Annotated in this window: 16 protein-coding genes; 10 read left to right on the top strand and 6 right to left on the bottom strand. The window is 64.6% G+C overall.

Going from position 1 to position 20,205, the window contains the following annotated elements:
* Nucleotides 1–9 precede the first annotated feature (9 nt).
* From EOC94_RS15040 to EOC94_RS15025, 4 genes are all read left to right on the top strand, one after another.
* Nucleotides 10–3,699 (top strand): DUF11 domain-containing protein, encoded by a 3,690-nt coding sequence (locus tag EOC94_RS15040; protein ID WP_127291410.1) that lies wholly within the window; start codon nucleotides 10–12, stop codon nucleotides 3,697–3,699.
* Between the two features lie 167 nt (nucleotides 3,700–3,866).
* On the top strand, nucleotides 3,867–4,544 hold the full coding sequence (rpe, locus tag EOC94_RS15035) for a ribulose-phosphate 3-epimerase (RefSeq protein WP_127291407.1): 678 nt from the start codon (nucleotides 3,867–3,869) through the stop codon (nucleotides 4,542–4,544).
* A 142-nt stretch (nucleotides 4,545–4,686) separates the two neighbouring features.
* Nucleotides 4,687–6,063 carry a malonyl-CoA decarboxylase gene (locus tag EOC94_RS15030; RefSeq protein WP_127291404.1) on the top strand — a complete coding sequence of 459 codons (1,377 nt, stop codon included), beginning with the start codon at nucleotides 4,687–4,689 and terminating at the stop codon, nucleotides 6,061–6,063.
* Complete coding sequence (locus EOC94_RS15025) at nucleotides 6,060–7,586, top strand: malonyl-CoA synthase (protein ID WP_127291401.1); 1,527 nt, start codon at nucleotides 6,060–6,062, stop codon at nucleotides 7,584–7,586. Before EOC94_RS15030 ends, EOC94_RS15025 begins: the two co-directional genes overlap by 4 nt.
* Before the next feature lie 16 nt (nucleotides 7,587–7,602).
* Here the strand turns inward: EOC94_RS15025 and nagA are convergent, their stop codons facing one another.
* Genes nagA through EOC94_RS15005 form a run of 4 tightly spaced genes read right to left on the bottom strand, consistent with a single transcriptional unit; the run spans nucleotide 7,603 to nucleotide 11,457 of the window.
* Entirely contained in the window at nucleotides 7,603–8,772 is a 1,170-nt protein-coding gene (gene nagA / locus EOC94_RS15020; RefSeq protein ID WP_095484649.1) for an N-acetylglucosamine-6-phosphate deacetylase, read from the bottom strand.
* Nucleotides 8,769–9,800, bottom strand: a complete 1,032-nt coding sequence (locus EOC94_RS15015; RefSeq protein WP_095484648.1) for an SIS domain-containing protein — start codon at nucleotides 9,798–9,800, stop codon at nucleotides 8,769–8,771. Before EOC94_RS15015 ends, nagA begins: the two co-directional genes overlap by 4 nt.
* On the bottom strand, nucleotides 9,797–10,579 hold the full coding sequence (locus EOC94_RS15010) for a GntR family transcriptional regulator (protein WP_095484647.1): 783 nt from the start codon (nucleotides 10,577–10,579) through the stop codon (nucleotides 9,797–9,799). Before EOC94_RS15010 ends, EOC94_RS15015 begins: the two co-directional genes overlap by 4 nt.
* Nucleotides 10,576–11,457: an N-acetylglucosamine kinase gene (locus tag EOC94_RS15005; protein ID WP_095484646.1), complete on the bottom strand. Its 882-nt coding sequence runs from the start codon at nucleotides 11,455–11,457 to the stop codon at nucleotides 10,576–10,578. Before EOC94_RS15005 ends, EOC94_RS15010 begins: the two co-directional genes overlap by 4 nt.
* A 199-nt stretch (nucleotides 11,458–11,656) precedes the next feature.
* Here EOC94_RS15005 and EOC94_RS15000 point away from each other — a divergent pair, with 199 nt between their 5' ends.
* From EOC94_RS15000 to EOC94_RS14965, 6 genes are all read left to right on the top strand, one after another.
* A complete protein-coding gene (locus EOC94_RS15000; RefSeq protein ID WP_095484645.1) occupies nucleotides 11,657–12,613 on the top strand; it encodes an N-acetylmuramic acid 6-phosphate etherase in 957 nt (318 codons plus the stop codon).
* 2 nt (nucleotides 12,614–12,615) lie between these two features.
* The gene (locus EOC94_RS14995; RefSeq protein ID WP_127291399.1) at nucleotides 12,616–13,875 is read left to right on the top strand and encodes an ABC transporter substrate-binding protein; all 1,260 of its coding nucleotides are present in this window, start codon (nucleotides 12,616–12,618) and stop codon (nucleotides 13,873–13,875) included.
* Nucleotides 13,876–14,112: 237 nt separating this feature from the next.
* Nucleotides 14,113–15,036 carry a sugar ABC transporter permease gene (locus tag EOC94_RS14990; protein WP_095484643.1) on the top strand — a complete coding sequence of 308 codons (924 nt, stop codon included), beginning with the start codon at nucleotides 14,113–14,115 and terminating at the stop codon, nucleotides 15,034–15,036.
* 208 nt (nucleotides 15,037–15,244) lie between these two features.
* Nucleotides 15,245–16,084 (top strand): carbohydrate ABC transporter permease, encoded by an 840-nt coding sequence (locus EOC94_RS14980; RefSeq protein ID WP_126104138.1) that lies wholly within the window; start codon nucleotides 15,245–15,247, stop codon nucleotides 16,082–16,084.
* Nucleotides 16,081–17,142: a Gfo/Idh/MocA family oxidoreductase gene (locus tag EOC94_RS14975; RefSeq protein WP_127291396.1), complete on the top strand. Its 1,062-nt coding sequence runs from the start codon at nucleotides 16,081–16,083 to the stop codon at nucleotides 17,140–17,142. The genes EOC94_RS14980 and EOC94_RS14975 overlap by 4 nt, the downstream gene beginning before the upstream one ends.
* A gap of 226 nt (nucleotides 17,143–17,368) precedes the next feature.
* Entirely contained in the window at nucleotides 17,369–18,367 is a 999-nt protein-coding gene (locus EOC94_RS14965) for an ABC transporter ATP-binding protein (RefSeq protein ID WP_095484638.1), read from the top strand.
* 164 nt (nucleotides 18,368–18,531) lie between these two features.
* Here EOC94_RS14965 and EOC94_RS14960 read toward each other — a convergent pair whose 3' ends face one another.
* Together EOC94_RS14960 and EOC94_RS14955 are read right to left on the bottom strand one after the other, a co-directional pair.
* Nucleotides 18,532–19,377 (bottom strand): fumarylacetoacetate hydrolase family protein, encoded by an 846-nt coding sequence (locus EOC94_RS14960; RefSeq protein ID WP_127291390.1) that lies wholly within the window; start codon nucleotides 19,375–19,377, stop codon nucleotides 18,532–18,534.
* 31 nt (nucleotides 19,378–19,408) lie between these two features.
* The gene (locus EOC94_RS14955) at nucleotides 19,409–20,140 is read right to left on the bottom strand and encodes an SDR family oxidoreductase (protein ID WP_127291388.1); all 732 of its coding nucleotides are present in this window, start codon (nucleotides 20,138–20,140) and stop codon (nucleotides 19,409–19,411) included.
* Nucleotides 20,141–20,205 lie beyond the last annotated feature (65 nt).

Genomic DNA, 20,205 nt, shown 5'->3' with positions numbered 1-20,205 from the left:
GAGGGGAAGATGAGCATTTCAGCACTTTCCCCGCTCGCGACGACCATGAAACCGCTGTCACTCGCCAGACGCGGCGCGCGCTGGCTGATGGCGGCCGGTATCGCGTTCGCCATGCTGAGCCCGGCGCAAGGCTTCGCGGAAGATCTTGTTCCGATCCAGACCAGCCAGGCCGACATCGACAAGCCTGCCGATTCCGGTCTACTCGAAACCGCCAGTCCGGATTTCGGGCTCGACCTCGATGAGCCGCGCATCGTCAATCCGCGGCCCGGCCGGGTCGTGCCTTTCTTCACCAAGAAAGGCAGGCAACGAGGCTGCGACTATGTCGTATATTCCCTGAGCTTCGGCTTGCGCGGCAACCCGCAAGCTTTTGCCAGCCCGAGCCTCGCGGCCGCGCTGGAAAAGGCCAAGATCGACTTCAAGGACCAGCTTCCGCATGGCCTGCGGATCGTCGGTGTGCATGTGTCCGGCGACGGCACGGATGCGTCCGGCGGACCGCTGCCCGGAGCCTCGATCAGCACGTCGGCAAATCCCAACGACACGGCCACGGTTTCCGATTTCCGGATTTCCCCCTCCGATCTTGACGGCGTCGGCGCCCAGAACGAGCGCATCATCACCTTTCAGATCACGGCCAAGATCGACCATGCGGCGTTTGCCTCGCCGGCGATCATCGACAATCAGGGCATGATCAAGCTAACCGTCGGACCCGGCACCGGGACCATCATCCCGTCGCAGGACCCGGGCAGGCCGGACGACGGCAACATCCTCACCGGCGAAAAGACCTCGATCAAGATCGACCTGACCAAGTGCAACCCGCCGCCGCCACCTCCCGGCGACAAGGAATGCTTCAAGGTCGAACGAGGCACGGTCGACTGCGTGCCCGGTGGCGGCGCCTTCATCTACCATATGCCGGTCGGCCCCGAGATGGGCGGCAAGTGGGTGCAGCTCTCGACAACGACACCCGGCATCACCATCATCCCCGACACGCAATTGGTGCCGGCGGGCGGCGGTGTGCTCGACTGGAAGATCGTCGGGGCCTCACCCGGAGACGTCGTCCACCTCGTCGTCACCGGCATCGAAACCTACGCCGGCCCGGAGGAGGGCTGGGGCCTGTGCTGCACGCAGACGATCGAAATCGTCATTCCGCGCGACCAGAGGTGCCCGCCCAAGGACAGGGAACCGGATCTGAAAGTCGAAAAACGCGCCGATGTCCGGCGTTGCACGATGGGCGGTGGCTGCGACTTCACCATCAGGGTCACCAATGTCGGCGACGGGCCGTATCACGGCAAGATCGTTCTCGACGAAGTGACCTTGCCGGCCGGCTCCACCCTCGATTCAGGGCCGAATGCGCCCTGGGCCTGTGCGCCGGCGGCCACCCCGATAACATGCACCCATCCGGTGACCACGCTCAACCCGGGTGCCTCTGTCGACCTCAAGCTCGGCTTCAAGCCAGCGGGAGGCTGGCAAGGCCGCGTCTTGCGCAACTGCGCCGCCTATAATTATGGCGCCAGCGGCAAGCCGCTGTTCGGCAGCCAGCAAAACGACCGCGGCTGCGCCTCGATCCCGATCTGCCGGCGTGGCGACCGTGACCGCGACTGCCGGCCGCCGGTGGAAAAGAAGGTCGATCTGATCCTGAAGAAGCGTGCGCGCACCCCGGTCTGCACGGCCGATGGTGTCTGCACCTTCGTGATCGACATCATCAACAACGGCAGCGTCCCCTATGACGGGCCGCTGACGGTCACGGACACCTATCCGGGCGGCGCGCCGGTATCCTCGACCTTCGGCCCGACTCCGCCCTGGACATGCGGGCCGAACGGCCCCGGCCAGTTCCGTTGCGACAATGCCGGCATCGTGCTCTCGCCGGGCGCCTCGACGCCGATCTTCGTCGAAGCGGTGACGCCGGCCGGCTACCGGCCGGACACCGTCGAGAACTGCGCCGAAGTGAAGGCCATCCCCGGTGAGAACGACCTCACCAACAACAAGGCCTGCGCCAAGCAACGCATCCGTGATGGCGGAAAGCCGGCCATGCGCATCACCAAGGTGTGCGGCGGAGCACTGGCCGGTGCTGCGGCCGTCACCTGCCGCATCACCGTCATCAGCACCGGCACCACGGCCCCCACCGGTCCGGTGCGGGTCAACGATGCCGCCACGCTGGTGGCCGGCGGCGCGCCCATCCAGATCCAGACCGTCATCCCTGATGGCGCGGAATGGGCGTGCGGACCGGTTCCGGCCAATACGCTGTCGTGCCAGATTCCTGGCGCCGTGATGACGCCTGGAACCAGCCGCCACTTCGACGTGACGGTTGCTGCGAACGGCGAATTCGAGAACTGTGCGCGCGGCTCTTACGGCCCAGCGCCCGGAGACGACATCGTCTATCCGATCGGCAGGGCCTGCGCCAAGGGTGGCGGCCCTGCCACCATCCGGGTCGAAAAGACCGGCGATGCCGAGTGCCGGGTCGGCCAGCCCTGCTCGTTCGAGATCACCATCACGAATGATGGGGAAGGCACCTTCTCCGGTCCGGTTCGCATCGGGGATGCGATCGGCGTTGAAGGCCTCGGCCGGCTGGAAGGCGTTGCGATCACCTCGATCGACCCGCCCTTCGGCTGCGCGCCGGAACCGGCGACCTTGCCCGCATCCTGCATCGCCAATTTGACGCTCGGCGCCGGGGAAAGCCACGTTCACCAAGTGACCGTGATCATTCCCGACGACGGCCGCCTGGCCAATCTGCAGGGCACCGTCAGCGGCCAGAACTGCGTTGGCGTGCTGTCCCCCGACACGCCGGTGCGAGGCGCGGGCGACGTGCTCTCCCGCGACCCGACCAACGTGCAGGGCGATCGTGGCAAGGCCTATGCCTGCCATCCCTTCACCATCAAGCGTGAGGTGCAGAAGAAGTGCTCGGCAGGCCTCGTCATGAACGACGCCGGCCGGTGTGTCTGCCCGGAAGGCACCACTTTCCGTAACGGCCAGTGCTCGTCCGGTGGCGGCACGGTCATCATGCCGAAGCCGAAGGACCCGCAGCGCTGCGTGCTGCTCAAGGGCCAGATCCGGACCTCCGACGGGCGTTGTATCTGCCCGCGCGGAACCGAGCTGGAGAACCGCAGGTGCGTGTCGACCGACGAGCCGCCGGCACGCCTGTGCAAGCTGCTGCCGGGCCAGATCCGTACCCAGGACGGCGATTGCATCTGCCCGAGAGGGACGGAGCTAAGGGGCGACGCCTGCCAGCCGATCCGGAAAAAGCCGCCGGTAGTGGAGCAATGCAAGCTGCTGCCCGGCCAGATCCGCACCAAGAACGGCGACTGCGTCTGCCCGAGACGGACGGAACTGAAGGGCAGAGCCTGCGTGCCGATCGTCAAAAAGCCGACGGTGGAACAGTGCACCATCCGCGGCCAGGTCCACAACAAACGCGGCGCCTGTGTCTGCCCGCGCGGGACCGAGGTGATCAGAGGCGCATGCCGCCGGCCGCAGGTGGAGTGTGCGCCTGGCTCACGGCTGATCGACGGCCAGTGCCAGCCGATCATCAAGCGGCGCTGTCCGGTTGGGACAACCGGACAGTATCCGGACTGCACCCCGATCCGCAGAAGGCCGGGCTTGGAGATCAATCCGAACCTCTTGAACCCGAACATCCTGCAGCAGTTTGTGCCGAGGCAAAAACAACGGATTCCCCGGCAGCAGGATCCCGCGCGCAACAGCATTTTGAACTAACCATTCGCACCCACCAAAACCCCGCCGGTGCAATCCGGCGGGGTCTTGGCGCCGACATCTGAAGCCATCGCGCCAAGGACAAACCGGCTTCCCCTTTTCCGGATCATGGTCTAGCAGTCGATCCAGACGATGCGCCCGCAGCCACGGGCGCCTGGAAAGGCCGGATCATGAGCAAAAAAACCCTGATCGCGCCATCTGTGCTGGCGTCGGATTTTTCGAAGCTCGGCGACGAGGTCGAGGCGGTGGCGGCTGCCGGCGCCGACTGGATCCATCTCGACGTCATGGACGGGCATTTCGTGCCCAACATCACCTTCGGTCCGCCGGTGATCAAGGCGATCCGCAACCGCACCAAGGCCTTCTTCGACTGCCATCTGATGATCGCGCCCGCCGATCCTTATCTGGAAGCCTTCGCCGAAGCCGGCTGCGACGGCATGACGGTGCACGCCGAGGCCGGGCCGCATCTCGACCGTTCGCTGCAGATGATCAGGAATCTCGGCAAGAAGGCGGGCGTGTCGCTCAATCCGGGGACGCCGGAATCGGCTGTCGAATATGTGCTCGACCGGCTCGATCTGATCCTGATCATGAGCGTCAATCCGGGTTTTGGCGGCCAGGCTTTCATTCCGGCGATTGTCGAGAAGGTGAAGCGGGTGAAGGCGCTGATCGGCAACCGGCCGATCCGGATTGAGATCGACGGCGGCATCTCGCCCGAAACCGCACCTTTGGTCACCGCCGCCGGCGCCAGCGTGCTGGTCGCCGGTGCGGCGATCTTCAAGGGCGGTAGCGTCGAAGCCTATCGGGCGAACATCGAGGCGATCCGGACAGCGGCCGACCGGGCGGCCGGCTAACGCTGATGCTGACGGCGCCACGTGCCGTCTCTCCAGCCGGTCCGACGCCGGTGCGCTTGTGCTCATCACATGCGGTCCCATATTCTCTGTCTCATCCTTATGCCCGGACCCTCCCGCAGGCGCCTCTTCGACGGTTGGATCGATGAACCGCAGCCCTTTCTTTGCTGATCTGCTGAACACCATCGCCGACCGCGGCCGGATGATGCTGAACCTCGTTCGCGGTGACGAGCCGGTCTCGGCCGACAGCCTGGCGCGTCTGTGCACGCGTCTTCTTTCCAGCCAGGGTGAGGCATCGGGCGTCGCCTATGCCCGCGAAATCCTCGATCGCTGGCGCACCCTTGATGCTGACGGCCGGCTGGCCTTCCTGCATGTGCTGCGCGATCGGTTCGGCACCGATCATGTCAGGCTTGCCGCTGCCGTGGATGCCTATCGCGACGCGCCCGACGATCGCTCGGCACTTGCCCTGCACGACGCCGCCGAGCCGGCCAGGCAGGAGCTTCTGCGCCGCCTGAACCTGGCGCCCGGCGGCATCGAGACGCTGGTGTGCATGCGCGAGGATCTGCTTGCCCGGTTGACCACGTCGCCCGATCTCGCCATCGTCGATGCCGACTTCACGCACCTCTTGTCGTCATGGTTCAACCGCGGCTTCCTGGTGCTGCGGCGGATCGACTGGTCGACGCCGGCCAACATCCTGGAAAAAATCATCCGCTACGAGGCGGTGCACGCCATCCACACCTGGGACGATCTGCGCCGCCGGATCGAGCCCGCCGACCGGCTCTGCTATGCGTTCTTCCATCCGCAGCTTGGCGACGAGCCGCTGATCTTCGTCGAGGTCGCGCTGACCCGGGCGATGCCGACGACGATCGCCGAGCTGCTTGCCGATGAGCGGCCGCTGGTGCAACCACGGCAGGCCACGACGGCGGTATTCTATTCCATCTCCAACTGCCAGGAGGGCTTGCGCGGCATCTCCTTCGGCAATTTTTTGATCAAGCAGGTGGTCGAGGATCTGCGCCGCGACCTTCCCGGCCTGACCGATTTCGTCACGCTGTCCCCGGTGCCGGGCTTTGCCCGTTGGCTAGCCGAGCAGACCGGTCCCTCCGCCACTGAGGCGCTGGACCTCGTCGCCGACGAAGGCTGGCATGCGGACGCTGCCGCGCGCGACCGCGTGGGCCAGGTCCTGCTTCCTCTCGCGGCACAGTATTTCCTCGAAGCCCGCACCGCTTCCGGCAAGGTGATCGACTCGGTCGCCCGGTTCCATCTCGGCAATGGCGCACGGCTGGAGCGCATCGACCTTTTCGGCGACCTGTCGCCCCGAGCCTTGCGTCAGGCGCATGGGCTGATGGTCAATTATCGCTACAAGCTCGACGACATCGAGAAGAACCACGAGCTGTTCGCCGCCAGGAACGATGTGGCGGCCGCACCCGCCGTGCGTCGTCTGCTGCCAAAAGCGGCGGCGAGGCCGGCCGCGCCGCGGCTTCCGGCGCAACCTCAGGGGAATGAGGACAAGAGGGACATATGAGCAACCATTTGTTCGACGCCTTCCGCGCTCGCATGCCGGCGCCCGAGCGTCTGTTGATGGAGACGGATGACGGGCGCTCGATCACCTATGGCGATATGCTGGCGCGGTCCGCGCAACTGGCCCACGCGCTTCTGCAATTGGGCGTCGAACCCGGCGACCGTGTCGCCGTCCAGGTCGAGAAGAGCCCGCAGGCGGTCCTGCTCTATCTCGCCTGCCTACGCGCCGGTGCGGTCTTCCTGCCGCTCAACACCGCTTATACGCTGACCGAACTCGGCTATTTCTTCGGCGATGCCGAGCCGCGGCTGGTCGTCTGCGATCCGGCACGGGCAGCCGAGATCGGCCGCCTGGCGGAGTCATCGGGCGCCGTCATCGCGACGCTCGAGGGCAATGGCGAAGGGTCGTTGATGGATCAGGCCTCGCGGCAGTCTTCGGATTTCCACGATGTGGTGCGCGGGCCGGACGATCTTGCGGCGATCCTATACACGTCGGGAACGACCGGCCGCTCGAAGGGCGCCATGCTCAGCTATGAGAACCTCGCTTCGAATGCGCGCGTGCTGGTCGACCACTGGCGCTTCACTGCCGCAGACGTCTTGATCCACGCGCTGCCGATCTTCCACACGCATGGCCTCTTCGTTGCCACCAACGTTATCCTGATGGCCGGCGCCTCGATGCTGTTCGAAACCAAATTCGACCCGGCCCGCATCGTCTCGCTGCTGCCGCGCGCCACCGCGCTGATGGGCGTGCCGACCTTCTATGTGCGCCTGCTGCAGCAGGACGGCTTGAACCGCCAAGCGGCCAAAAACATCCGCCTGTTCGTTTCCGGCTCGGCGCCGCTGCTGGCCGAGACGCACAAGGCCTGGCGCGAGCGCACCGGCCATTCGATCCTCGAGCGCTACGGCATGACCGAGACCAACATGAACACGTCGAACCCCTATGATGGCCAGCGGCGTGCCGGTACGGTCGGGTTTCCCTTGCCTGGCGTCGCGCTTCGTATCGCCGACGCCGAGAACGGCGAAACACTTGCCAGGGGCGAGGTCGGCATGATCGAGGTGAAGGGCCCCAACGTCTTTGCCGGCTATTGGCGCATGCCGGAGAAGACCAAAGCGGAATTCCGTGACGACGGTTTCTTCATCACCGGGGATCTCGGCCTGATCGATGCCGACGGCTATGTCCACATCGTCGGGCGCGGCAAGGATCTGATCATTTCCGGCGGCTATAACATCTATCCGAAGGAGGTCGAGAGCGAGGTCGACTCGCTGCCCGGCGTCATCGAAAGCGCAGTGATCGGCGTTGCTCATCCGGATTTCGGCGATGGTGTCACCGCGGTCGTGGTGCGCGCGCCGGCCTCGACCATCACCGCCGCAGACATCGTCGATGCCATCGCCGGGCGGTTGGCGAAATACAAGCACCCGAAGCGGGTGATCTTCGCCGACGAGCTGCCGCGCAACGCGATGGGCAAGGTGCAGAAGAACCTGCTGCGCGAAACCTACAAGGACCTCTACGCGCCGGCCAAAGCCGGCTGAAGCAAGAGGTTTGCGTTCAATTGATGCCTGCTCCGAAAACCTTGTCGCCTTCTATCCAGACGCCCTTGACGTCCAATTCGTCCGACAGCGCAACAATATCGGCAGCGGTGCCGTTGGCGAAGCGCCCGAGCCGGTGCGACTGGCCGATCGCCTGCGCTGGATAGAGCGAAGCCATGCGCAGCGCCTCCGAAAGCTCCAGCCCAACAATGCGGTGGACGAAGCGCACGGCGGAGATCATGTCGAGATCGGCGCCCGCCAGCGTCCCGTCGGCAAGCGTCAGCCTGCCGTCCTTGCGGTAGATGGTGCGGCCGTTCAGCGTGAACGAGGTCATATCGGTACCGATCGTCGCCATGGCGTCGGTGACCAGAAAAATTTTTGCCGGCCCCTGCTTGGCGCGCAAGGCAATCGCCATGGTGGCGGGATCGACGTGGATGCCGTCGGCGATGATGCCGGCAAACAATGTTCCGGTATCGATGGCGGCACCCGCCAGCCCCGGCTCGCGATTGCCGATCTGGCTCATGGCGTTGAACAGATGCGTGACCACCGTTGCGCCGGCATCGGCGAACCCGCGCGCCTTGGCATAGCCGGTATCGGAATGGCCGAGGCTGACGACGATGCCGGCCTCAACGAGCGCCGAAATGCGCGCGGGGTCGACGGATTCAGGCGCGATCGTTGTCAGCAGCACCGGCAGAGTTGTTCGCGTTGCTATCAGCATCGCCTGGTCGACGTCGGTCATCGGCCGGATCAATGCCGGATCATGCGCGCCCTTGCGGGCGACCGATAGATGCGGGCCTTCGAGATGCAGGCCCAAAAAACCCGGCACCTTCTGTTGCGCGGCCAGCGCTCCGGCGGCAACCGCCGCTGCGGTGATTTCAGGCGTGTCGGTGATCAGCGTCGGCAGCAGTGCCGTCGTGCCGAACGGCGCGTGCGCCCGGCAGATGGTCTCGATCGAGGCGACATCGGGATGATCGTTGAGCATGACGCCGCCGCCGCCATTGACCTGCAGGTCGACGAAGCCCGGCGCAAGCATGCCGCCGCCAGTCTCGATACGAGTGACGCCGGACGGAATGGCGCCCGCCGTAACGATGGCCTCGACAAGGCCGTCACGCACGACAAGGGCGGCGTTGTCATGCCAGTCCTCACCGTCGAATATGCGGGCGCCAGTCAGGGCAAAACGATCGCTCATATGGTTTCCGTCACCTTGCGCAGATTGGGCGGCGTGTCGGGGTCAAGGCCACGATGACGGGCAAAAGCCTCGACGAAGCCATAGAAGGACACGATCAGCGCCAGCGGGTCGGTCAGCGGATGGCCGGTCGCGACATGCGGCAGGTGCTGAGCGCTTTTCGCCTTGTCCGAGGTCACGAAGACGGCCGCGCCTTTGGCCGCCAGGCTGTCGGCAGCCTCGGCAACCGACGGCTCGGAAGCATCGCGGGCGGCGAGCGCCAGCACCGGGAAGTCGGGCCCGACCAGCGCCAGCGGGCCATGCATCACTTCGGCAGCACTATAGGCCTCGGCATGCATGGCGCAGGTTTCCTTGAATTTCAGCGCCGCCTCATTGGCGATCGCCGTGGACGGACCGCGACCGAGGATGAACAGCGATTTCGGCGTCTCCAACGCACCGGCCAGCGCCATCCAGTCGCAGGCGATCGCCTTGCGGAAATGCTCCGGCAGGCGGGCAAGTGCTGCCAGAAGCTTGTCGTCGCCGGTGCTGTGCGCCATCAAGGCGAGGCCGGCGACGGCGGAATTGACGAAGGTCTTGGTCGCCGCGACGCTGCGCTCCGGCCCGGCCAGTATGTCGATCGCGTAGTCGCAGGCGCTCGCCAGCGGCGAATCGGCGGTGTTGGTGATGGCGACGGTCAGCGAACCGCCCGCCCTCGCGCTTTGCGCCATGGCGACGATGTCCGGGCTCTTGCCCGATTGCGAGATCGCCAGGCAGGCCGAGCCGGCCAGCTTGAGCTTGGCGCCATAGATCGAGGCGATCGAAGGACCGACCGAAGCGACCGCGAGGCCGGCGGTCAGCTCCACGGCATATTTCATGAAGGTGGCGGCATGATCGGAGGAGCCGCGCGCCACGGTTACGACGAAGTTCGGGTCGCGCTCGCGAATGCCACGCCCGGCCTCGGTCAGCACGACGCCCGAACCGTCGAGCAGACGGGCGGTGGCCTCCGGGATCTCCTCGATCTCGCGCCGCATATGAGTTTTGGTTGCGCTCATGGCCGGCCCTCTTCGCCCGGCCCGCTCAGCCGGAGCTCGGCGACGAAATCATAGGCGTCGCCCCTGTAGATGGAGCGGGTGAATTCGATCACCTTGCCGCTCGCCAGATAGGAAATACGCTCGATGTGCAGGCCGGCAATCCCGGGCGGCACTTCGAGCAGGCGCGCGTCACTGTCGCCGAGATTGGCGGCCGAAATGCGCTGCACCGCCCGCACCGGCCGGAGGCCGGTCGTTTCCAGCGCAGCGTAGAGCGAGGACCCTATTCCTGCCGGGTCCGGCAGCACGCTGGCCGACAGTGCCGCGCGTTCGATCGCCAGCGGCGTGTCGTTGGCGATGCGCAAGCGCGCCACGCGGGCCACCAGCTCGTTCGACGACAGGCCGAGCACCATCATCTCGTCCGGCGAGGGCGCATAGAGGCCGCGGTCGAGCCAGGCCGAGCGCACGACCATGCCGCGCCGGGCCATGTCTTCGGTGAATGAGGTCAACCGCGACAGCGACTGCTCGACGCGCTCCATGCGCGGCGCGACGAAGGTGCCGGAGCCGTGGCGCTGGACGAGGATGCCGCCTTTGACCAGATCCTGCACCGCCTTGCGCACGGTGACGCGCGAAATGTCGGCCTTGCTGGCGATGTCGCGCTCGGAAGGCAGCGCGTCGCCCGGCCCGATCAGGCCGCGATTGACCGCGTCCTCGATGCTCTTCCTGAGCTGCAGATAGAGTGGCGCGCCGCTTTGCGAGGACTGTTTCAGCGTGGCGAAAATCTGGTCGGCGGCCTCGCTCATCGCGCTGCCTCCGCCGTTTTGGCGAAGACACGGACCGCCATCTGCACCGCGCCGCCCAGCGCATCGTCGAGCGGCGGCTTCAGCAGCGCCCGGTAGCGCGACGACAGGCGCGGCCCGTAAAACGGCGCCAGCCCGCCGAGCAGGCACAGCGGATCGTCGCCGCCGAGATCGAGGACGCCAAGTGCTGCCTCGACATCGGCGACCGCCTTGTCCAGGATCCAGTTGGCGACGGCGTCGCCTTTTTCGGCATGGTCGAAGACCTTGGGCGCGAAGCCGCCGAAATCGCCGGGCTTGGCATTGGTGGTGAACTCGACCAAATCCTCGGGATTGTCACGGAAGATGGCGAGCATGGCCTGCGTCAGCGGCGACGCTTCGCGGATGCCGTCATAGGCGAGGAGCGTCTGTTCGAGCAGGTCGCGGCCGATGCGGGCGCCGCTGCCCTGGTCGCCGACCTGGAAACCCCAGCCGCCAATGGCGCGCGATTTGCCTTGTCTGCGCGCCATATAGGCGGTGCCGGTGCCGAGGATGGCCATGGCGCCGTCGCCGGAGCCGATCGCGCCTTCGAGCGCAATCTCGGCATCGGTCTCGACACGGCTTTGGCTGAACGGCAGGATGGCTTCGAGTTGCTGTCTGTAGGTTCCGACATTGGCGCCGGCGAGGCCTAGGATGGCCGGGGTTTGCGGGATCAGTTCGGGGTCTTGTCCGGCGGCTACAAAGGCCTGCCTCGCCGCGTCGACGATGTTGGCCCTGGCGCCGGTGAGATCGGTGCGGATATTGGCGGCGCCGCTCTTGGCGCGGCCGACGACCATGCCGCCCGCTGTCGCAAGAGCCGCCCTGCAGCTGGTGCCTCCGCCATCGATGCCAAGCACGAAATTCACGCGATTTCTCCTCCGGGTGGATAATACCAATAAAGTACCAATAGCCAAGGATTAATTTCTGTTTCAAAAAGATTAAGCGGTATTTTGTTGAAAAATCAATGCATTCTGCCGGCAGGCCGATTTGGTTGCAACGATTCCGTTAATGCGTGTGGACAAGTGGTATTTTTTTGGTATTGTTTTGTGGATTGGAGGGAACGGTATGGCCGAGAAGCGCACCGAAGCGCATCACCAGAATGCCGAGGGGCTGGACATCCAGGCCCCGGACGCCATCCTTTCCTCCTTGGCCAATGCGCAGATCGAGGCCGCCAAGGCGGTTCGCGGCGCCATTCCCGCCATCGCCAAAGCAGCCGAGATCATCGCCGGCCGTCTGAAGAGCGGCGGTAAGCTCGCTTACGCGGCGGCCGGCAGCTCGGGACTGATGGCGCTGGCCGATGCGCTGGAACTGCCGGGCACCTTCGGCATCCAGCGCGACCGCATCGCCATACTGATCGCCGGCGGCGACGATGCCTTCAAGACATTGGCCGGCGGGCCGGAAGACAATATCGACGAAGCCTCGGCGGCGGTTGCCAATGCCGGCATCGGCGAGGGCGACTGCTTGATCGCGGTCTCGGCCAGCGGCTCGACACCCTATGCCGTCAGGGCGATCGAGGACGCCAGGCGCCGGGGTGCGGCAACCATCGCCATCGCCAACAACAAGGATGCGCCGCTGCTTCGGCTGGCCGACATCGCCATAGTGCTCGAAACGCCGCCCGAGCTGATCGCCGGCTCGACGCGCATGGGCGCCGGCACCGCCCAGAAGATTGCGCTCAACATGCTTTCGACGCTGGCCGCCATTCATCTTGGCCATGTGCATGACGGCTACATGGTCAACCTCATGGCCGACAACATCAAGCTGCGCGATCGCGCAGCAAGCATCGTCGCCGCCATCAGCGGGCGCGACAAGGAGGATGCGGCGCGCCTGCTCGAGAAGAGCGGCGGCGGCGTCAAGACTGCTATTCTGCTCGCCGCCGGCGCGGCCGGCGCCGGTGCGGCCGAGAAGATACTGGAAGGGACCGGCCAGAAACTGCGCCCGGCCCTTTCCGTGATTGAGGGGAGCATGGGGCAAAAAGCCCCTGTTCTCAAAACCGAACCTGAAAAAGGTCAACAGGGAGACTGAGCATGACAACGAATCTACTGACGGCACTTCTTCTCGGCACCAGCATTCTCGGCTCAGCCGGAATGGCCTACGCCCAGGACGTAACGCTCAACATCGAAAGCTGGCGCGGCGACGACCTTGCCATTTGGAAGGACAAGCTGATCCCGGCTTTCGAGGCCAAGAACCCGGGCATCAAAGTGGTGTTCGCGCCGTCGGCGCCGACCGAATATGACGCCGCGCTCGGCGCCAAGCTCGCCGCCGGCTCGGCGGGCGACCTGATCACCTGCCGCCCGTTCGACAAGTCGCTGGAGCTCTTCAAGAAGGGCAACCTCGCCGACATCTCGACACTGCCCGGCATGGAGAATTTCTCCGACGTCGCCAAGGCCGCATGGCAGACCGACGACGGCAAGGCGAGCTTCTGCGTGCCGATGGCTTCCGTCATCCACGGCTTCATCTACAACAAGGACGCTTTCGACAAGCTCGGCATCAAGGTGCCGACGACGAACGAGGAGTTCTACGCCGCGCTCGACAAGATCAAAGCCGACGGCACCTACATCCCGATTGCGATGGGAACCAAGGACCTTTGGGAAGCCGCGACCATGGGCTACCAGAACATCGGCCCGAACTACTGGAAGGGCGAGGAAGGCCGCGCAGCGCTGATCAAGGGCGAACAGAAGCTGACCGACAAGGACTGGGTGGCGCCATATGAAGAGCTGGCCAAGTGGAAGCCCTATCTCGGCGACGGCTTCGAGGCGCAGACCTATCCGGACAGCCAGAACCTGTTCACGCTCGGCCGCGCTGCCATCTACCCGGCCGGCTCATGGGAAATCGGCCTGTTCAACACGCAGGCGCAGTTCAAGATGGGCGCATTCCCGCCGCCGGTGCAGAAGGCCGGCGACACCTGCTACATCTCCGACCACACCGACATCGGCATGGGCCTCAATGCAGCGTCGAAGAACGCGGATGCGGCCAAGACCTTCCTGACATGGGTGGCCTCGCCTGACTTCGCCACCATCTACGCCAACGCGCTGCCGGGCTTCTTCAGCCTGAACAACACCCCGGTGAAGATGAAAGACCCGCTGGCACAGGAATTCGTCTCCTGGCGCGACAAGTGCAAGTCGACGATCCGCTCGACCTATCAGATCCTGTCGCGCGGCACGCCGAACCTCGAGAACGAGACGTGGGTTGAATCGGCCAACGTCATCAACGGCACCGTCACGCCGGAAGCTGCCGCCAAGAAGCTGCAGGACGGCCTCGACAGCTGGTATAAGGCTGGCAAGTAAGAGCGAGCGCTATCTCCCCCCTCGAGGGGGAGATGTCGCCGAAGGCGACAGAGGGGGTCGGTAAAGGCAGGCCGCGGCTTCATCGTTGCTGAAAGGCACGGTCGAAGTCACGATGGCGCACTGCCTTGGCCGACCCCACCTGCCTCGCTTCGCGAGGCACCCTCCCCTCGAGGGGGGAGGGAGGCGCCGCGCCTTTTTGCGGCAATTGCAAGAACCTGATCGGCGGGGACCGAACGCATGGCCGCAGCACCGAAACGACCGTTCCGCTGGCATATCGTCGTCTTCCTGGCGCCGGCGGTGCTGGTCTATACGGCGATCATGATCCTGCCGCTGGCCGGCACGCTGCAGCTCTCGCTGTTTCGCAACATCGAGCAGGCCCAGGTCTTCGTCGGGTTCGAAAATTTCCGCAGGCTGTTCGGCGATCCCAACTGGTCGGTCAATTTCTGGAACGCCCTGCGCAACAACGTCTGGTTCTTCATCATCCACATGGTCGTGCAGAACCCGATCGGCGTCCTGCTGGCCGCACTGCTGTCCAGCCCGCGGCTTAGGTTCTCCGCCTTCTACCGCACGGCGATCTTCGTGCCGACGATCCTGTCCTTCGTCATCGTCGGCTTCGCCTGGAAGCTGATCCTGTCGCCGCTGTGGGGCGTGGCGCCTAACCTGATGGATATTGTCGGCCTCAAAAGCCTGTTCACGCCGTGGCTCGGCAAGGAGCAATATGCGCTGACCACGCTCAGCCTGATCTCGGTGTGGCAGTTCGTCGGCATCCCGATGATGCTGATCTACGCCGCGCTGCTGTCGATCCCCGAGGAAGTGATCGAAGCGGCCGAATGCGACGGCATCACCGGCATGTCGCAGTTCTGGAAGATCAAGCTGCCGCTGATCCTGCCGTCGATCGGTATCATCTCGATTCTCACCTTCGTCGGCAATTTCAACGCCTTCGACCTGATCTATACCGCGCAAGGCGCGCTGGCCGGGCCGAATTATTCGACCGATATCCTCGGCACCTTCCTCTATCGCGCCTTCTTCGGTTTCCAGTTGCAGGTCGGCGATCCCAACATGGGCGCGGCGATCGCCACGATGATGTTCCTGATCATCCTTGGCGGCGTCTGCGTCTATCTCTTCCTCGTCCAGACGCGCCTGCGTCGGTATCAGTTTTAGGGGGCGAGATGTTGAGCTTGAGCACCCCCCTCTGGCCTGCCGGCCATCTCCCCCTCAAGGGGGGAGATTGGACTGCCGCATTGCTTTCGCCACTTTTCAACGTTGCAAGAGAAGCCGCCAGGCTGGAGCTGCCAATCTCCCCCCTTGAGGGGGAGATGTCCGGCAGGACAGAGGGGGGTGCCTTGGCACAAAATCGGGAGACTCTGGGATGAGCACGGCAACCCATTCCCTGCCCCGCACCATCGGCGCCCATGCGGTGCTGTTGACCTACACGGTGATTGCCCTGTTTCCGGTGATCATCGTCATCGTGAATTCGTTTAAATCCCGCGCGGCGATCTTCGGCGCGCCTCTAGCGCCGCCGACCCCGAAAACCTTCGACCTGATCGGCTACACCACCGTGATCGGGCAGGGCGATTTCATCCACTATTTCCAGAACAGCCTCGTCGTCACCGTCGCTTCGCTGTTCTTCGTGCTGCTGTTCGGCGCGATGGCGGCCTTCGCGCTGTCGGAATACCGCTTCCGCGGCAACACGATGATGGGGCTTTATCTCGCGCTCGGCATCATGATCCCGATTCGCCTCGGCACCGTCGCCATCCTGCAGTTGATGGTGGCGAGCGGGCTGGTCAACACGCTGACGGCGCTGATCCTGGTCTACACCGCGCAAGGCCTGCCGCTCGCCGTCTTCATCCTGTCGGAATTCATGAAGCAGGTATCCGACGATCTGAAGAATGCCGGACGCATCGACGGTCTGTCCGAGTACACCATCTTCTTCCGGCTGGTGCTGCCGCTGGTCAGGCCATCGATGGCAACCGTCGCCGTCTTCACCATGATCCCGATCTGGAACGATCTGTGGTTCCCGCTGATCCTGGCGCCGTCGGAGGAGACCAAGACGGTGACGCTCGGCGCCCAGCTGTTCCTCGGCCAGTTCGTCACCAACTGGAACGCCATCCTGGCTGCGCTGTCGCTGGCGATCATGCCGGTGCTGATCCTCTACGTCATCTTCTCGCGGCAACTGATCCGCGGCATCACCTCGGGAGCGGTCAAGTGAATTCGGAAAAACCTCTTCGCGTCGTCGTCGCCGGTCTGGGCAATATGGGCCGCAGCCATGCGCTGGCCTATCACACCAATCCGGGGTTCCAGATCGCGGCACTGGTCAACCGCTCGGACGTGCCGTTGCCGGCCGGGCTTTCCGGCTATGATATCAGGCGCTCCTTCGACGAGGCGCTGCGCGACGAGAAACCCGATGTCGCCTGTATCGCCACCTATTCCGACAGCCATGCCGACTATGCGGTCAAGGCGTTCGAGGCCGGCTGCCATGTCTTTGTCGAAAAGCCGCTGGCGACGACGGTGGCGGATGCCAAACGCGTGGTTGCGGCAGCCAAGGCCAACGGCAAAAAACTGGTGATCGGCTACATCCTGCGCCATCATCCGTCCTGGATCAGGCTGATCGCCGAGGCGCGCAAGCTCGGCGGCCCTTACGTGTTCCGCATGAATCTCAACCAGCAATCCTCCGGCCATAGCCGGGAGACACACAAGCAGCTGATGCAGACGACGTCGCCGATCGTCGATTGCGGCGTGCACTACCTCGACGTGATGCTGCAGATCACCGACGCCAGGCCGGTCGAGGTGCGCGGCATGGGGCTGCGGCTGAGCGACGAGATTGCGCCCACGATGTACAATTACGGGCACCTGCAGGTGCTGTTCGACGACGGCTCGGTCGGTTGGTACGAGGCCGGCTGGGGGCCGATGATCTCGGAAACCGCCTTTTTCGTGAAGGACGTGATCTCGCCCAATGGCTGCGTGTCGATCGTCATGAAGGAGGGCGTCAAATCCGACGACATCAACACCCACACCAGGACCTCGACCATCCGCCTGCACAGTGCCGCGACCGGGGCGGGCGGCAAGTTCGCCAAGGCCGATGAGATGCTGTCGATGGAGGGTGAGCCCGGCCATCAGGATCTCTGCGATCTCGAACAGGCCTTTCTGCTCAAGGCGATCCGCGAGGATCTCGACCTCACCCGCCACATGGACGACGCGGTGAAGTCGCTCGCCGTCTGCCTTGCCGCCGACGAGAGCGTGCGCAGTGGGAAGGCGGTGCAATTGTGACAAGAGAATTATTGTCCGGAGTTGCGCTCTACGGCGCCCCCCTCTGGCCTGCCGGCCATCTCCCCCTCAAGGGGGGAGATTTGCCGTCACGTTTTCTTTCGCCAATCACCAACATCGAGAAGAGTGCGGCGGCGTCAAAGCTGCCAATCTCCCCCCTTGAGGGGGAGATGGCCGGCAGGCCAGAGGGGGGTGCTTCTGCGCCCACATTCCAATCCGGAGGAACGCCGTGGGCTCGCTGAACATCGAAAATGTGAAGAAGGCCTTTGGGCCGGTCGAGGTGCTGAAGGGCATCAACCTCGAAGTGACCGACGGCGAATTCGTCGTCTTCGTCGGCCCCTCCGGCTGTGGCAAGTCGACGCTGCTCAGGGTCATTGCCGGACTGGAGGATTCGACGTCGGGGCGCGTGGTGATCGACGGGGCGGACGTCTCAGCAACCCCACCGGCCAAACGCGGCATCGCCATGGTGTTCCAGACGTACGCGCTCTACCCGCATCTGACGGTGAAGAACAATATGGGCCTCGGCCTCAAGCAGGCGGGCACGCCGGCGGCCGAGATCGACCGCCGCATCGGCATCGCCTCCTCGATGCTGTCGCTGGAGCCCTATCTCGCAAGGCGGCCGGCCGAGCTGTCCGGCGGCCAGCGGCAGCGCGTTGCCATCGGCCGCGCCGTGGTGCGCGAGCCCAAGCTTTTCCTGTTCGACGAGCCTTTGTCGAACCTCGATGCGGCACTGCGCGTCAACACCAGGCTGGAGATCGCGCAACTGCATCGCCGGCTGAAGGCAACGATGATCTATGTCACCCACGACCAGGTCGAGGCGATGACGCTGGCTGACAAGATCGTCGTGCTCAACGCGGGGAAAATCGAGCAGATCGGCGGACCGATGGAGCTCTACAATTCGCCGGCAAATGAATTCGTCGCCGGCTTCATCGGCTCACCGAAGATGAACTTCGTCGACGGCGCCAGGCTTGGCGAGACGGCCAAGACCATCGGCGTCCGTCCCGAGCACCTGACCGTCGATGCGAAATCCGGCGCCTGGAAAGGCACGGTCGTCCATGCCGAGCATCTCGGCGCCGACACCAACCTCTATCTCGACTGCGAGAAGGCCGGCCTGATCACCGTGCGCATCTTCGGCGTCTACAATGCCGAGCCTGGTGCGACGCTTTATGCGACGCCGGATCCGGCAAAGACCTATCGGTTCGGCGCCGATGGCAAGGTGCTGAAGTAGCACCCCTTCCTTCTCCCCTTGTGGGAGAAGGTGGATCGGCGCGCAGCGCCGAGACGGAAGAGGGGTGTTGGACGGAGTGCTGTCGGCGCCAAGCTGGAGCACCCCTCATCCGACCTCGCTTCGCGAGGCCACCTTCTCCCACAAGGGGAGAAGGCAGAGCGCCGCTACAAATCCGCCTTGAACGTCTGCTTCTGGATGCCCAGCCCTTCGATGCCGAGCTCGACGACGTCGCCGGCCTTCAGGAACACCGGCGGCTTCATGCCGAGGCCGACGCCGGGAGGCGTGCCGGTGGAGATGATGTCACCCGGATGCAGCGACATGAACTGGCTGAGGTAGGAAACCAGGTAGGCGACGCCATAGACCATGGTCTTGGTCGAGCCGTTCTGCATCGTCTTGCCGTTGACCTTCAGCCACATCGGGATGTTCTGCGGGTCCTTGACCTCGTCCTTGGTCACCAGCCACGGGCCGATCGGCCCGAAGGTGTCGCAGCTCTTGCCCTTGGTCCACTGGCCCTGACGCTCGGCCTGGAAGGCGCGTTCGGAAACGTCGTGCGCGACGCAGTAGCCGGCGACATAATCCAGCGCCTCGGCCTCGGTGACATATTTCGCGGTTTTGCCGATGACCACGCCAAGCTCGACTTCCCAGTCGGTCTTGACCGAGCCGCGCGGGATCAGCACGTCGTCATCAGGCCCGACGATGGCCGAGCTCGCCTTCATGAAGATGATCGGCTCCGGCGGCACGGTGGCGCCGGTCTCGGCGGCGTGGTCGGAATAGTTGAGGCCGATGCAGATGAATTTGCCGGTGCCGGCGACGCAGGCGCCGATGCGCGGCTTGCCGGAAACCGCCGGAAGCGATTTCGGATCGAGCTTCGACAATGTCTCGAGCGATGCCGGGTCGAGCGCCTTGCCGGCAATGTCGTTGACATGGGCGGAGAGGTCACGGATCGTCCCGTCCGCGTCGAGCATGCCGGGGCGTTCGCTCCCCACTTCGCCATAGCGCAGCAGTTTCATTCATTTTCTCCTGATTGCGGCCGGAAGCCTCTTAGATCGACCAGCCACCGTCGATATTATAAGCCTGCCCCGACGTATAGGTGGCGCCGGCCAGATAGACGGCGAGATCGGCGATTTCCTCGGGTGTGCCCAAGCGGCCCATCGGCTGGCGGGCGATGAAGGCGGCGCGGGCGGCCTCGTAGTCGCCCTGCGCATGCATGCGGTCCTGCAGCGACGGGCTTTCGACCGTGCCGGGGCAGATGGCGTTGCAGCGTACGCCCCTGCCGACATAGTCGGCGGCGACCGATTTGGTCAGGCCGATGACGGCCGCCTTGGTCAGCCCATAGACGAAGCGGTTCGGCACGCCCTTGGTCGAGCTGGCCAGCGACGCCATGTTGATGATCGAGCCGTCGCCGCGCTCCAGCATGCCGGGCAGCACGGCGCGGATAGTGCGGATCATCGAGCGGACATTGAGATCATAGGCGAAGTCGAGATCGGCATCCTTCATCTCGAGGATCGAGCCCGAATGAACGAAGCCGGCGCAGTTGAACAGCACGTCGACGGCGCCGATCTCGGCAAAGGCGGTTGAAACCGCCTCGTCGTTCAGCACATCGAGCTTGCGGGTCTTGATCCCGGGCGTCTTGCCAAGTTCGGCGAGCATTACCTCGTTGATGTCGGTGGCATGGACGACGGCGCCTGCCTTGGCGAAAGCCAGCGCGCTCGCCCGGCCGATGCCCTGTGCCGCCGCCGTGACGACAACGATCTTGCCTGCCAGATCCGCCATGCTTTTCTCCTCTGTGGCCGCCCGGTTTTACCGGCACGCGGCCAAGGCGCAATGTGCCAGATAGG

The sequence above is a fragment of the Mesorhizobium sp. M6A.T.Ce.TU.016.01.1.1 genome (genome assembly GCF_003997065.1).
Lineage (GTDB): Bacteria > Pseudomonadota > Alphaproteobacteria > Rhizobiales > Rhizobiaceae > Mesorhizobium > Mesorhizobium mediterraneum.
The sequence above is the reverse complement of the archived record's forward strand: the minus strand, read 5'-3'. Positions and strand labels throughout refer to the sequence as shown.

Bases quoted from the DNA above. Each gene is read 5' to 3' on its own strand.
- EOC94_RS15040 (WP_127291410.1), top strand. From the start codon at position 10: ATGAGCATTTCAGCACTTTCCCCGCTCGCGACGACCATGAAACCGCTG.
- rpe (WP_127291407.1), top strand. From the start codon at position 3,867: ATGAGCAAAAAAACCCTGATCGCGCCATCTGTGCTGGCGTCGGATTTT.
- EOC94_RS15030 (WP_127291404.1), top strand. From the start codon at position 4,687: ATGAACCGCAGCCCTTTCTTTGCTGATCTGCTGAACACCATCGCCGAC.
- EOC94_RS15025 (WP_127291401.1), top strand. From the start codon at position 6,060: ATGAGCAACCATTTGTTCGACGCCTTCCGCGCTCGCATGCCGGCGCCC.
- nagA (WP_095484649.1), bottom strand. From the start codon at position 8,772: ATGAGCGATCGTTTTGCCCTGACTGGCGCCCGCATATTCGACGGTGAG.
- EOC94_RS15015 (WP_095484648.1), bottom strand. From the start codon at position 9,800: ATGAGCGCAACCAAAACTCATATGCGGCGCGAGATCGAGGAGATCCCG.
- EOC94_RS15010 (WP_095484647.1), bottom strand. From the start codon at position 10,579: ATGAGCGAGGCCGCCGACCAGATTTTCGCCACGCTGAAACAGTCCTCG.
- EOC94_RS15000 (WP_095484645.1), top strand. From the start codon at position 11,657: ATGGCCGAGAAGCGCACCGAAGCGCATCACCAGAATGCCGAGGGGCTG.
- EOC94_RS14995 (WP_127291399.1), top strand. From the start codon at position 12,616: ATGACAACGAATCTACTGACGGCACTTCTTCTCGGCACCAGCATTCTC.
- EOC94_RS14990 (WP_095484643.1), top strand. From the start codon at position 14,113: ATGGCCGCAGCACCGAAACGACCGTTCCGCTGGCATATCGTCGTCTTC.
- EOC94_RS14980 (WP_126104138.1), top strand. From the start codon at position 15,245: ATGAGCACGGCAACCCATTCCCTGCCCCGCACCATCGGCGCCCATGCG.
- EOC94_RS14960 (WP_127291390.1), bottom strand. From the start codon at position 19,377: ATGAAACTGCTGCGCTATGGCGAAGTGGGGAGCGAACGCCCCGGCATG.
- EOC94_RS14955 (WP_127291388.1), bottom strand. From the start codon at position 20,140: ATGGCGGATCTGGCAGGCAAGATCGTTGTCGTCACGGCGGCGGCACAG.